Annotated in this window: 9 protein-coding genes; 3 read left to right on the top strand and 6 right to left on the bottom strand. The window is 69.3% G+C overall.

Annotated features, from left to right (window positions below; genetic code table 11):
• The first annotated feature begins 114 nt into the window (after positions 1–114).
• Positions 115–1,308 carry an MFS transporter gene (locus IEX89_RS03595; protein ID WP_188909667.1) on the top strand — a complete coding sequence of 398 codons (1,194 nt, stop codon included), beginning with the start codon at positions 115–117 and terminating at the stop codon, positions 1,306–1,308.
• A gap of 62 nt (positions 1,309–1,370) precedes the next feature.
• Here IEX89_RS03595 and IEX89_RS03600 read toward each other — a convergent pair whose 3' ends face one another.
• Both IEX89_RS03600 and IEX89_RS03605 read right to left on the bottom strand, forming a co-directional pair.
• The gene (locus tag IEX89_RS03600; RefSeq protein ID WP_188909669.1) at positions 1,371–1,718 is read right to left on the bottom strand and encodes a cupin domain-containing protein; all 348 of its coding nucleotides are present in this window, start codon (positions 1,716–1,718) and stop codon (positions 1,371–1,373) included.
• A gap of 184 nt (positions 1,719–1,902) precedes the next feature.
• Entirely contained in the window at positions 1,903–3,156 is a 1,254-nt protein-coding gene (locus IEX89_RS03605; protein WP_188909671.1) for a L,D-transpeptidase family protein, read from the bottom strand.
• A 410-nt stretch (positions 3,157–3,566) separates the two neighbouring features.
• On the opposite strand from IEX89_RS03605, the gene uvrA reads away from it, so the two are divergent.
• Both uvrA and IEX89_RS03615 read left to right on the top strand, forming a co-directional pair.
• Positions 3,567–6,626: an excinuclease ABC subunit UvrA gene (uvrA, locus tag IEX89_RS03610; protein WP_188909674.1), complete on the top strand. Its 3,060-nt coding sequence runs from the start codon at positions 3,567–3,569 to the stop codon at positions 6,624–6,626.
• Between the two features lie 302 nt (positions 6,627–6,928).
• Positions 6,929–7,144, top strand: a complete 216-nt coding sequence (locus tag IEX89_RS03615) for a hypothetical protein (RefSeq protein WP_188909676.1) — start codon at positions 6,929–6,931, stop codon at positions 7,142–7,144.
• An 81-nt stretch (positions 7,145–7,225) separates the two neighbouring features.
• Here IEX89_RS03615 and IEX89_RS03620 read toward each other — a convergent pair whose 3' ends face one another.
• From IEX89_RS03620 to IEX89_RS03635, 4 genes are all read right to left on the bottom strand, one after another.
• Positions 7,226–8,464, bottom strand: a complete 1,239-nt coding sequence (locus IEX89_RS03620) for a Zn-dependent hydrolase (RefSeq protein WP_188909678.1) — start codon at positions 8,462–8,464, stop codon at positions 7,226–7,228.
• A gap of 182 nt (positions 8,465–8,646) precedes the next feature.
• Positions 8,647–10,107, bottom strand: a complete 1,461-nt coding sequence (gene hydA / locus IEX89_RS03625; RefSeq protein ID WP_188909680.1) for a dihydropyrimidinase — start codon at positions 10,105–10,107, stop codon at positions 8,647–8,649.
• Between the two features lie 102 nt (positions 10,108–10,209).
• Positions 10,210–11,169 carry an ABC transporter substrate-binding protein gene (locus IEX89_RS03630; RefSeq protein WP_188910069.1) on the bottom strand — a complete coding sequence of 320 codons (960 nt, stop codon included), beginning with the start codon at positions 11,167–11,169 and terminating at the stop codon, positions 10,210–10,212.
• A 93-nt stretch (positions 11,170–11,262) separates the two neighbouring features.
• Positions 11,263–12,177 carry an ABC transporter permease gene (locus IEX89_RS03635; protein WP_244645092.1) on the bottom strand — a complete coding sequence of 305 codons (915 nt, stop codon included), beginning with the start codon at positions 12,175–12,177 and terminating at the stop codon, positions 11,263–11,265.
• Positions 12,178–12,237 lie beyond the last annotated feature (60 nt).

Below are 12,237 nucleotides of genomic sequence, written 5' to 3' on the forward strand. Positions count from 1 at the left end.
GGCGCAGGTGCAAACCGGCGTTGCGAACGGTCGCTATGCGTGCAATCTTTCGCGCGTCACTATCATGGAAAGCGAGCGGGTTGCAGCAGCCGCGCTCGGGAGCCTCCGGCATTCATGCGAGATCGCGCCATCGTCCCCGCCGGCATCGCCATCGTCGGTGCGACCTACGGGCTCGCCCGCTATACCTACGGCTTGTTCGTGCCGGAGATCGGCGCCGATTTCGCGCTCGACGCCTTCGCGCTGGGGCTCGTGGCGAGCGGGTCCTATGCGGCCTACCTGATCGCCACGCTCTTCGGCTCGACGGTCTCCGCGACGCTCGGCCCGCGGCTGCCGGTGGTTCTCGGCGGGGTCGCGGCCGCGGGCGGGATGGCGGCGATCGCGCTCGCGCCCAACGTCTGGGTGCTCGCGGCCGGCGTCGTGCTGGCCGGCGCGAGCCCGGGGCTCGCCTATCCTCCGATGTCGGACGCGGTCATGCGGCTCGTGCCGGAGCGCGGCCAGAACCGCGCCTATGCCTGGATCAATTCCGGCACGAGCTTCGGCGTGCTCGTCTCCGGCCCGGTGGCGATCCTCGCGGGCACCGAGTGGCGGACGGCCTGGCTCGTGTTCGCGGGCGTCGCGCTGGCCGCGACGCTCTGGAACGCGTGGCTGCTGCCGGGGCGTGCGACGACCGCCGGCGAGGTGCGCGAGCCGGCACCAAGGCTGACGCGCGCCTTCCTGGCCCGGGCCGAGGCGCGCCCGCTCTTCGCGGGAGCCCTCGCCTTCGGGCTCGTCACCTCCGTCTTCTGGACCTTCGCGGTGGAGCTCGTCGTCGCGCAGGGCGGCCTCGCGCCGGATGCGGGGCGGACGTTCTGGATCCTCATCGGCATCGCAGGGGTGCTCGGCGGGCTCGCCGGGGATCTGGTGCGACGCTTCGGCCTCTCCGGCGTGCTCGCCGCGGGCACGGCGACGATCGCGCTCGCCACCGGCGTTCTGGCACTCGCACCCGGCAACGCGCCGCTGGTGCTCGCCGCGGGGGCGCTCTACGGGGCGGCGTTCATCCTGGTGACGGGGCTCTACGGCATCTGGAGCGTCAACGTCTTCAACGATCGCCCGTCGGCCGGCTTCGGCGCCACGTTCTTCCTGATCTCGGCGGGCCAGCTCGTCGGCCCCGCGCTGGCCGGCGCGATGGCGCAGGCGATGGGGCTCGGGCGCGTCTTCCTCGTCTGCGCCCTTCTCGCGCTGGCGCTCTCGGCGCTGCGCCCCGCGCACGACGTGCGCGCCATGTCGCGCGACGCGAACCCGCAGGGCGAGGCGCCCTGCGGAGGGTGAGCACGGATCGACGGCGTGCGCGCGTCAGCTCGGGCGCTCATGCACCTCAACGATCGCGCACCTCAACGATCGTGCACGTGTCGGTCGTGCACCTGGAAGGGCGGCGCCGTGGTCTCGACGCAGGTGAAGGTCTCCAGGATGCGATAGGTGTGCTCGGCGTCGGCGGGCACGAGCCAGCTGTCGCCGGGCTCGAGCGTGAGGGTCTGGCCCTCGATCTCGAGCTCGGCACGGCCGGCGATGCAGAAGCCCAGCACCTCGTATTCGTGCTTGTGGGCGGGCTTGTCGTCCCGCGGCGGCTCCTCGCGCCACATGCGCATGGCCATGCGCTTGCCGCTGGCGAGGTAGACGAGGCCGTTCTCGCCGCGCGGGGAATGCGCGCTCGCGACCTTCTTCACGGTGGTGTCGTTCATCGGATCGTCTCCGTCGGGATGCGTCTCGCGGCCCAACGGGCGGGTGCGGTCGTCGTTCCGCCCGCGGCGGTGGCGGCGCGTACCGACCCTCGAACGCGAACGGCGCGCCCGTGGTGACGGGCGCGCCGTGGCGACGTTTCTCCATGGAGCCCGACCGCGCGCAGGGACGCGGTCGCGTCCGGCCTCAGCCGTCCTCGGAGCCCGGCGCGCGGGCGACCGGCACGCCGGCGATGCCGTCGCGCTCGTAGATGTCGTCGCGGAACTGCACCGTGCCGTCGGGCGTCGCCCAGGCGGTGATGTAGGTCCAGTAATTGTTGACGTTCTGCGACAGGCGCACGTCGATCCGCTCGCCGGAGCGGAAGGTCTCGTCGATGCGCGCGCGGTCCCAGCCCTGCTCCTGCGCCAGCAGCCACACGACGAGCTCGCGGACGCTCTGGATGCGCACGCATCCCGAGGAGACGAAGCGGAAATCGTCGCCGAAGATGCCGCGCGCCGGCGTGTCGTGCATGTAGACCTGCTCGGTGTTGGGCATGTTGATGCGCACGAAGCCGAGCGAGTTGAACTCGCCGCCGGGATCCTGGCGGAAGACGTAGCGCGTCGCCTCGTCCGAGAACCAGTCCACCGCCTCCGGCGCGATCTCCTGGCCCTGGTGGGTCAGGATGCGGATGCGGTTGTCCGCGAGGTAGGAGGGGTTCTGCTGCATCAGCGGGATGAGGTCGCGGCGGATGATCGAGGCCGGGACCGTCCAGGTCGGGTTGAAGTTGATCTCGGTGATGCGCGAGTTGAAGATCGGCGAGGGCCGGTCGATCTTGCCGACGCCGGCGGCGTGACGGCTGACGACGGTCCCGGCCTCCACCGCCTCGACGGTGGCGGCGGGGATGTTCACGATGACGTAGCGGTCGCCGAGATTGCCGGAATAGGCGCGCAGCCGCACCACGTTCAGCTCGAGCTGCTGGAGCCTCACGTCCGCCGGCACGTTCAGGGAGACGATGGTCGAGGTGTTGAGCGCGCCCGTCGGCGTCAGGCCGTGGCGGTTCTGGACGCGACGCACGGCCGCCTCGACGAAGGAATCGTACACGTCGGACGCGCCCGCCGCCGGCTCGAGGTCGCCCGACATGATGAGGCGGCGGCGCAGCGCCACCACGCTCGGCGAGCGCGAGCCGAGGCCCAGCCGCTCGTCGGGCACGCGCCCCCAGCCGCCCCGCGCGACGACGTCGGCGTAGCGGGAGATCATCTCCTCCGTCGCGGCGAGCGTCTGCGGGGAGAGGATCGGCGTGTCGATGCGCTCGATGCGGGTGCGCGTCGCGGCGTCGTAATTCTGCGCCCATTCCGCCTGGTACTGAGCGTACTGGACCGCTTGCGCGAGCGCTCCCTTCGAGGCGACGAGCGAGGCGAGGGCGAACGAACCGTTGGCGAGGAGGGCGCGGCGGGTGATCATGTCGAGGGATCGTCTCTCGTGCGGAACGGGGCGCCGCCGGATCGACGGATACGATCGGCATCGGCCCCGGAAGGGTGCTGCAAACCTAGTTTACGAACGATGAGCAGCGGGCCGAAATAAGGCAAGCCACGAGCGGGAGAGGCCAAGAGCGGCACCATGTCGCCGCTGTTGCGCGCGAGCCACAGCGCGGGTCGCCTCGCCAGGGGAAGCCGACCGGCGAGCCCCTTGTCGACGTACCCTTTTCGTTCTATCCAGGAGACGGGCCGCGCGAGGGTGCGGCGTCGCGTGCGCGATTCGCATGGCCGCCGGCCGGCGGGGGCGATGGCGCACGCGCGCAGGCGCACTATATCGACGCGGTCCGCGGGCCTCTCGCGCCCGCCCGCTCCCTCGACCGACGAGCCCGTCCACGCATGTCCGATCTCGACGATCTGTTCGACCGCGCCCGCGCCGGCGATCCCACCGCCCGCGTCATCTCCGTTCGCGGGGCGCGCGAGCACAATCTCAAGAACGTCGACCTGATGATCCCGCGCGACAAGCTCGTCGTGCTCACGGGGCTGTCGGGCTCGGGAAAGAGCTCGCTCGCCTTCGACACGATCTACGCGGAAGGGCAGCGCCGCTACGTCGAGAGCCTCTCGGCCTATGCCCGCCAGTTCCTCGAGATGATGCAGAAGCCCGACGTCGACCAGATCGACGGGCTCTCGCCGGCGATCTCCATCGAGCAGAAGACCACCTCGAAGAACCCGCGCTCGACGGTGGGCACCGTCACCGAGATCTACGACTACATGCGCCTGCTCTGGGCGCGCGTCGGCATCCCCTACTCGCCGGCCACGGGCCTGCCCATCGAGAGCCAGACCGTCTCGCAGATGGTCGATCGGACGCTGGCGCTCCCGGAGAAGACGCGCCTCTACCTGCTCGCGCCGGTCGTCCGCGGGCGCAAGGGCGAGTACCGCAAGGAGCTCGCCGAGTGGCAGAAGAAGGGCTTCCAGCGCGTCAAGATCGACGGGTCGTACTACGAGATCCCCGACGCGCCGGCGCTCGACAAGAAGTTCAAGCACGACATCGACGTGGTGGTGGACCGCCTCGTGGTGCGCGACGACATCGGCGCGCGCCTCTCGGAGAGCCTGGAGACCGCGCTCGAGCTCGCCGACGGCATCGCCGTGATCGAGTGGGCCGACGAGAAGGACGAGACGGGCGCGCCCAAGCGCATGACCTTCTCGCAGAAATTCGCCTGCCCCGTCTCGGGCTTCACCATTCCCGAGATCGAGCCCAGGCTCTTCTCCTTCAACAACCCCTTCGGCGCCTGCCCCACCTGCGACGGCATCGGCCACGAGATGCGCATCGACCCGGACCTGATCGTCCCCGACGAGAGCGCGACCTTGAAGAAGGGCGCGATCGCGCCCTGGGCGAAGTCGACCTCGCCCTATTACGGCCAGACGCTCGATGCGCTCGCGAAGCATTACGGCTTCAAGACGAGCGTCGCGTGGCGGGACCTGCCCGAGACGGCTCGCTCGGTGATCCTCTACGGCTCGGGCGGCGACGCCGTGCGCATGGCCTACGACGACGGCTTGCGCGCCTACGAGGTGAAGAAGCCCTTCGAGGGCGTGATCCCCAACCTCGAGCGACGCTACAAGGAGACGGAGAGCGACTGGGCGCGCGAGGAGATCTCGCGCTACATGTCCGAGACGCCCTGCGCCGCCTGCGGCGGCAAGCGCCTCAAGCCCGAGGCGCTCGCGGTCAAGATCGCCGGCTGCGACATCGGCGACGTCACGCGCCTGTCGGTGAAGGACGCAGGCGCCTGGTTCGGCGAGCTGCCGCCCAAGCTCGACGCGAAGCAGAGCGAGATCGCCGGGCGCATCCTCAAGGAGATCCGCGACCGGCTCACCTTCCTCCTCGACGTGGGGCTCGAGTACCTCACCCTCTCGCGGGCGTCGGGCACGCTGTCGGGCGGCGAGAGCCAGCGCATCCGCCTCGCCTCGCAGATCGGCTCGGGCCTCACGGGCGTGCTCTACGTGCTCGACGAGCCCTCGATCGGGCTGCACCAACGCGACAACGAGCGGCTGCTCGGCACGTTGAAGCGCCTGCGCGACCTCGGCAACACCGTCATCGTCGTCGAGCACGACGAGGACGCGATCCTGCAGGCGGACTACGTCGTCGACGTCGGCCCGGGCGCCGGCATCCATGGCGGGCAGATCATCGCCAAGGGCACGCCGCCGCAGATCATGGCGCATCCCGCCTCGCTCACGGGCAAGTACCTCACCGGCGAGATGGCGGTGAAGACGCCCAAGATGCGCCGCAAGGGCACCAAGGGCCGCTCGCTCGCCGTGATCGGCGCGCGGGGCAACAACCTCAAGAACGTCGACGTGGAGATCCCGCTCGGCACCTTCACCTGCATCACCGGCGTGTCCGGCGGCGGCAAGTCGACGCTCGTCGTCGACACGCTCTACAAGGCGGTGGCGCGCAAGCTCAACGGCGCCATGGAGCATCCCGCCCCGCACGACCGGCTGGAGGGGCTCGAGCATCTCGACAAGGTCATCGACATCGACCAGTCCCCCATCGGCCGCACGCCGCGCTCCAACCCCGCGACCTACACGGGCGCCTTCACGCCCATCCGCGAATGGTTCGCGCAATTGCCGGACGCGAAGGCCCGCGGCTACCAGCCGGGGCGCTTCTCCTTCAACGTCAAGGGCGGGCGCTGCGAGGCCTGCCAGGGCGACGGTGTCATCAAGATCGAGATGCACTTCCTGCCCGACGTCTACGTCACCTGCGACGTCTGCAAGGGCAAGCGCTACGACCGCGAGACGCTGGAGGTGAAGTATCGCGGCAAGTCCATCGCCGACGTGCTCGACATGACGGTCGAGGAGGCGCGCGAGCTGTTCAAGGCGGTGCCCTCCATTCGCGAGAAGATGGAGACGCTGGCGCGCGTCGGGCTGGGCTACGTCAAGGTCGGCCAGCAGGCCACCACGCTGTCGGGCGGCGAGGCGCAGCGCGTGAAGCTGTCGAAGGAGCTCTCGAAGCGCGCCACCGGCCGCACGCTCTACATCCTCGACGAGCCGACGACGGGCCTGCACTTCCACGACGTGGCGAAGCTGCTGGAGGTTCTCCACGAGCTCGCCGACCAGGGCAACACGGTCGTCGTCATCGAGCACAATCTCGAGGTGATCAAGACCGCGGACTGGGTGATCGACATGGGCCCCGAAGGCGGCGACGGCGGCGGCCGCATCGTCGCCCAGGGCACGCCCGAGGACATCGCCGCAGCGAAAGGCAGCCATACGGGCCGCTTCCTGGCGGAGGTTCTGGCGCGCCGGCCGATGAAGAATGTGGCCGTGACGGAGGACGCGGCCGGCACGGCGGGGAAGACGGCGACGAAGGCGGTGGGGAAGAAGGGGGCGAAGGCCGTCGAGGCGAAGGCGGCGGCCCCGGCGGAGAAGAAGCCGGCGAGGAAGCGCGCGACGCGGCAGGCGGCGGAGTAGCGGGGGGCGTCTCGCCCCCACCGGTCCTCGCTCTGCTCGGCCCACCTCCCCTGCGGGGAGGTTTCGACGTCGCGCACTGCATCGTCTTTCGTCGCGCAGGCGGGACGTTCATGAAGAGCGCCGCCCCGGCACCTCCCCGCAGGGGAGGTCGACGAGCGAAGCGAGACGGGTGGGGGCGAAAGGACGACCACCGAGCCTCGGCCAGGATTGCTTCTATTCCCATAATCAGGAATCTTCCCGCCACGCTCCGAACTTCCCCGAAGCTCAGGCGTTGTCTCCTCAGAATTCGAGGAGACACGACAATGTTGGACCAAGCGCGGTTTTCGCTGGGTGATCGGGTGAAGCTGGTTGCGGACGAGCGGCAGATGATCCGCATCCACCCCAACCAGATGGCCCTCACCTACGAGATCATCCGCATCGTCCCGGGCGAGCGCGACGGCGAAGCCATCTACCACATCAAGAGCGACCGCGAGCCGCACATGCGCGCCGTGGACGAGAAGCACCTCGCGCAGGCGTGACCGCCACGCACCGACGGCATCGTCGCTCGAAAGGCAGGGGACCTCCCGACCGGAGGTCCCTTTCTTTTTGCGTCGTACCCCTCACGCGAACCGCGCATCGTACTCCAGCAGCGCGTTGAGCAGCACCTGCGCCCCCGCAGCACATTCCTCCATCGACGTCGATTCAGCCTCGTTGTGGGAGAGGCCGCCCTCGCAGGGGACGAAGACCATGGTGGTGGGCGCGACGCGGGCGGTGTAGGCGGCGTCGTGGCCGGCGCCGGAGATGATGTCGCGGTGCGAGAGGCCGGCCTTCTCGGCGCCGTTGCGAACGGCGGCGATGAGATCCGGGTCGAACTTCACGGGCGGCGAATCCCACACCTTCTTGTGCTCAAAATCGAGATCGATCTCGACCGCGACCGCCTCGATGGCGGCGTCGAGCTCGGCCTCCATCTGGGCGAGGACGGCATTCTCCGGGTGGCGGAAGTCCACGGTGAAGAACACCTGCCCGGGGATGACGTTGCGCGAGTTCGGCGTCACCTCGAGGAGCCCCACCGTGCCCACCGCGTCTGGCGCGTGCGCGTGCGCGATGGCGTCGACCAGATCGACGAGGCGCGCGGCGCCCACGAGCGCATTCTTGCGCAGGCGCATCGGCGTCGAGCCGGTATGCGCCTCGCGGCCGGTGAGCGTCACCTCGTACCAGCGCATGCCCTGCACGCCCTGCACGACTCCGATCGTCTTGCCCTCGGACTCGAGGATCGGACCCTGCTCGATGTGGAGCTCGAGCATGGCGGAGAACTTCACCTCGCCGGGCTTCTTGTCGCCGCGATAGCCGATGGCGCCGATGGCCTCCTTGAAGGTCACGCCCTGGCGATCCGTGCGGCTGTCCGCGAAGGCGGTGTCGAACACGCCGGCATAGACGCCCGAGCCCAGCATGGCGGGGGCGAAGCGCGAGCCTTCCTCGTTCGTCCAGTTCACGAGCATGAGCGGCGCGTTGGTCTCGTAGTTCAGCGCGTGCAGCGTGCGCATCACCTCGAGCCCGCCGAGCACGCCCAGCACCCCGTCGAACTTGCCGCCGGTGGGCTGCGTGTCGAGATGCGAGCCGATGGCGATGGGCGCCACGTCCGTGCGCTTGCCGGGGCGCGTCGCGAACATGTTGCCGACCTCGTCCACCTCGACGGTGCAGCCGAGCGTTTCGCATTCGGCCTTGAACCAGTCGCGGATCGTCTTGTCGAGGTCGGTGAGGGTGAGGCGCTTGATGCCGCCCTTCGCGGTCCCGCCCACCTTAGCGGTCTCCATCAGGGTGTCCCAGAGGCGCTGTGCGTCGATCGTGAGGTTCTGCATGAAAATTCTGCCTTCTTCTTCCTTCCCTGCAGGGGAAGGTGGATCGGCGCGTCGCGCCGAGACGGATGGAGCGCGCCTGCAGGCGTACTCGGCGAAGCCGAAAATGGCGGGTCACCGGCAGGCGACGCACCCCACCCCTGATCCGCTACGCGGATCGTCCCCTCCCCTACAGGGAGGGAGGATTACGGCACCACCGTCCCGTGCTCGCGCGCGATCGGGCGTGGCGCGGTCAGCGCCTTGAAGGTGGCGAGCGCGCGGGCGGGGGCGGGGAAGGGCTTTCTCGCGACGAAGGTGCCCCAGCCGCGCTCGGCGAGCACCCGGCCGTTCTCCGCGGCGAGGCGCCCGCGGGAGAAGACCTTCGCCGGCAGCCCCTTCAGCTCCACGCCCTCGAAGACGTTGTAGTCGATGCGCGAGACCTGCGAGGACGCCGAGATCGTCTTCGTCGCCTCCGGATCCCAGATCACGATGTCGGCGTCCGCGCCCTTCCGGATCACGCCTTTACGCGGATAGCAGTTGAGGATCCGCGCCGAGTTCGTGGACGTCACGGCCACGAACTCGTTGGGCGTGAGGATGCCCGTGTTCACGCCCTTCGACCAGAGCACCGGCATGCGGTCCTCGAGCCCGCCGGTGCCGTTGGGGATCTTGCGGAAATCGTCGAGACCCATGCGTTTCTGCTCGCTCGTGAACGAGCAATGGTCGGTCGCGACCACCTGCAGCGAGCCCGCCTGCAGCCCGGTCCAGAGGCTCTCCTGGTGCTTCTTGGGGCGGAAGGGCGGGGACATGACGCGGCGCGCCGCGTAGTCCCAATCGACGTTGTGGTAGTCGGTTTCGTCGAGCGTCAGGTGCTGGATCAGCGGCTCGCCGTAGACGCGCTTGCCGGCGGCGCGGGCGCGACTGATAGCCTCGTGCGCCTCCTTGCAGGACACGTGCACGATGTAGAGCTGGCAGCCGGCCATGTCGGCGATCATGATCGCGCGGTTCGCCGCCTCGCCCTCGACCTCGGGCGGGCGCGAATAGGCGTGGAACTCGGGGCCGGACATGCCGCGGCCCATGTAGTCCTCCTGCAATTGCGCGACGACCTCGCCGTTCTCGGCATGCACCATCGCCATGGCGCCGAGATCGGCGCAGCGCTTGAAGGAGTGGAAGAGCACGTCGTCCTCCACCATCAGCGCGCCCTTGTAGGCCATGAAGTGCTTGAAGGTGTTCACCCCGTGCTCGTTGACGATGGCGGCCATGTCGTCGAACACGCCCTCGTCCCAATGGGTCACGGCGAGGTGGTAGGAATAGTCGGCCGCCGCCTTCTCCGACTTGGCGCGCCAGTCTTTGTAGGCCTCGACCATGCTCTGGCCGGGGCCGGGAATGCAGAAATCGACGATCATGGTCGTGCCGCCCGAGAGCGCGGCCTTCGTGCCCCACTCGAAATCGTCGGCGGACACGGTGCCCATGAACTGGAATTCCATGTGGGTGTGCGGATCGATGCCGCCCGGCATGACGTAGGCGCCGGCGGCGTCGATCACCTCGGCGCCCGCGGGCACCTCGAGGTCCGCGCCCACCGCGACGATGGTCTCGCCGTCCACGAGCACGTCCGCGCGCTCGGAGATGTCGGCGTTGACGACGGTTCCGCCCTTGATGACGAAGGCCATGCTCGTTCCTTCCCTGTTCTTTCCTTGCCGCGCGCTTCTCGCCTGCTCCGACGGTGGCGGGACCGGCCGCCGAGGACCGGTCCCGCGTTCTCGGCTCGCCGATCAGAGGCCGGCGGCGTCGACGACCGCATGCGTCCAGGCACCCTCGGGAGCCTGCGAGATCACCGGGCTGTCGCCGCCCGAGGAGAGCAGCGTCTCCACCGTCTGCTCGTAGGCGGCCGGGTCGAGACGGCCCGCGCCCTCGCCGGTGGCGAGCAGCTTGGCGATCTCGCCCATCATGCGCACCTGGTGCTCCTCGGTCTGAGCGCCGCTGGCGTCGTTCTCGAGAACGATCATCGCGGCGTCCTCCGGGTTCTCGCGGGCCCATTCCCAGCCCTTCATCGACGCGCGCACGAAGCGGGCCATGGCGTCGACGAACTCGGGATCCGAGAGCCGGTTCTCGTCGACGTAGAGGCCGTCCTCCAGCGTCGCGACGCCCTGATCCGAATAGGGGAAGACGACGAGCTGCTCGGGCGTGAAGCCCGCGTCGATGACCTGCCAATACTCGTTGTAGGTCATGGTCGAGACGCAGTCCGCCTGGCCCTGGATCAGCGGGTCGACGTTGAAGCCCTGGCGCAGCACGGTGACGCCGGCGTCCGAGCCGTCCGTCGGCAGGCCCAGCCGCGCCATCCAGGCGAGGAAGGGATACTCGTTGCCGGCGAACCAGACGCCCAGCGTCTTGCCGGGGAAGTCCTCCGGCGAGGCGATGCCGGTATCCTCGCGGCAGGTCAGCATCATGCCCGAGAGCTCGAAGGGCTGGGCGATGTTGACGAGCGGCACGCCGCGCTCGCGGGCGGCCAATGCCGCGGGCATCCACTCGACGATGACGTCGGCGCCGCCGCCGGCGATCAGCTGCGGAGGCGCGATGTCCGGGCCGCCGGGATTGATCGTGACGTCGAGGTTCTCCTCCTCGTAGAAGCCCTGGTCCTTGGCCACGTAATAGCCCGCGAACTGGGCCTGGGTGACCCATTTCAGCTGGAGCGTGATCTCGTCCATCTCCTGGGCTTGCACTCCGGCGCCCATGCCGACGAGGAGCCCGAGCCCCACCGCCCCTGACAGTACCGTCTTCTTGGTCAGCATCGTCCTCTCTCCTCCACTGCCGTCGCCGCGCCCCTCTTATTTGCGGATCGACGGATGCCAGAAGGTCGCGGCGCGCTCCACGAGCGCGACGAGACCGTAGAAGGCGGAGCCTGCGACCGCGGCCATCGCGATCACGGCCCAGACCATGTCCAGGCCGAGGCGCGCCGCCTCGGCCGAGATGCGAAAGCCCATGCCCACGATCGGCGTGCCGAAGAACTCGGCCACGATGGCGCCGATCAGCGCGAGGGTGGAATTGATCTTGAGCGCATTGAAGACGAAGGGCAGCGCGGCCGGAAGGCGCAGCTTGATCAGCGTCTCCCAATAGCCCGCCGCGTAGGAGCGCATCAGGTCGCGCTCCATGCGCGAGGCCTCCTCGAGGCCGGCGACGACGTTCACCAGCATGGGGAAGAACGTCATCACGACGACGACCGCGGCCTTCGACTGCCAGTCGAAGCCGAACCACATCACCATGATCGGCGCGATGCCGATGATGGGTAGAGCCGCCACGAAATTGCCCACGGGCAGCAGGCCGCGGCGCAGGAACGGCACGCGGTCGGCGAGGATCGCCACCGCGAAGCCCGACAGGCAGCCGATGGCGTAGCCGGCGAGCACGCCCTTGAGGAAGGTCTGCCGGAAGTCCGCCCAGAGCAGGTCCGTCGAGACGAGGATGCGCTCCCAGATGGCGGAGGGCGGCGGCATCAGCGCCGGCGGCACGCCGAAGCCGACGACGATGACCTCCCACAGGAAGAACAGGAAGGCGCCGAACAGGAAGGGCGTGAGCAGGTCCACCGCGAGCCGGCCCGGCTTCGAGCGCAGCTTCAGGCCAGCGAGGCCGGCGACCGACAGCGTCGCCACGACCCACAGCGCGATGACGAGCGCCCAGAAGCCGCCGCTCGCATCGCCCGCGACGTCCGGCTGGTGGACGAGGCCCAAAGCGTAGACGCAGCCCACCCAGGTGAGCGCGACGAGCCAGGCGACCTTGACGGGGCTCGACAGCCGGCGTTCGACGAA

The organism is Salinarimonas ramus (assembly GCF_014645695.1).
In the GTDB taxonomy this organism is placed as follows: domain Bacteria; phylum Pseudomonadota; class Alphaproteobacteria; order Rhizobiales; family Beijerinckiaceae; genus Salinarimonas; species Salinarimonas ramus.

Excerpts from the sequence above, each read along its gene's own strand:
- IEX89_RS03605 (WP_188909671.1), bottom strand. The coding sequence starts at position 3,156 with ATGATCACCCGCCGCGCCCTCCTCGCCAACGGTTCGTTCGCCCTCGCC.
- IEX89_RS03620 (WP_188909678.1), bottom strand. The coding sequence starts at position 8,464 with ATGCAGAACCTCACGATCGACGCACAGCGCCTCTGGGACACCCTGATG.
- hydA (WP_188909680.1), bottom strand. The coding sequence starts at position 10,107 with ATGGCCTTCGTCATCAAGGGCGGAACCGTCGTCAACGCCGACATCTCC.
- IEX89_RS03595 (WP_188909667.1), top strand. The coding sequence starts at position 115 with ATGCGAGATCGCGCCATCGTCCCCGCCGGCATCGCCATCGTCGGTGCG.
- IEX89_RS03600 (WP_188909669.1), bottom strand. The coding sequence starts at position 1,718 with ATGAACGACACCACCGTGAAGAAGGTCGCGAGCGCGCATTCCCCGCGC.
- IEX89_RS03630 (WP_188910069.1), bottom strand. The coding sequence starts at position 11,169 with ATGGGCGCCGGAGTGCAAGCCCAGGAGATGGACGAGATCACGCTCCAG.
- IEX89_RS03615 (WP_188909676.1), top strand. The coding sequence starts at position 6,929 with ATGTTGGACCAAGCGCGGTTTTCGCTGGGTGATCGGGTGAAGCTGGTT.
- uvrA (WP_188909674.1), top strand. The coding sequence starts at position 3,567 with ATGTCCGATCTCGACGATCTGTTCGACCGCGCCCGCGCCGGCGATCCC.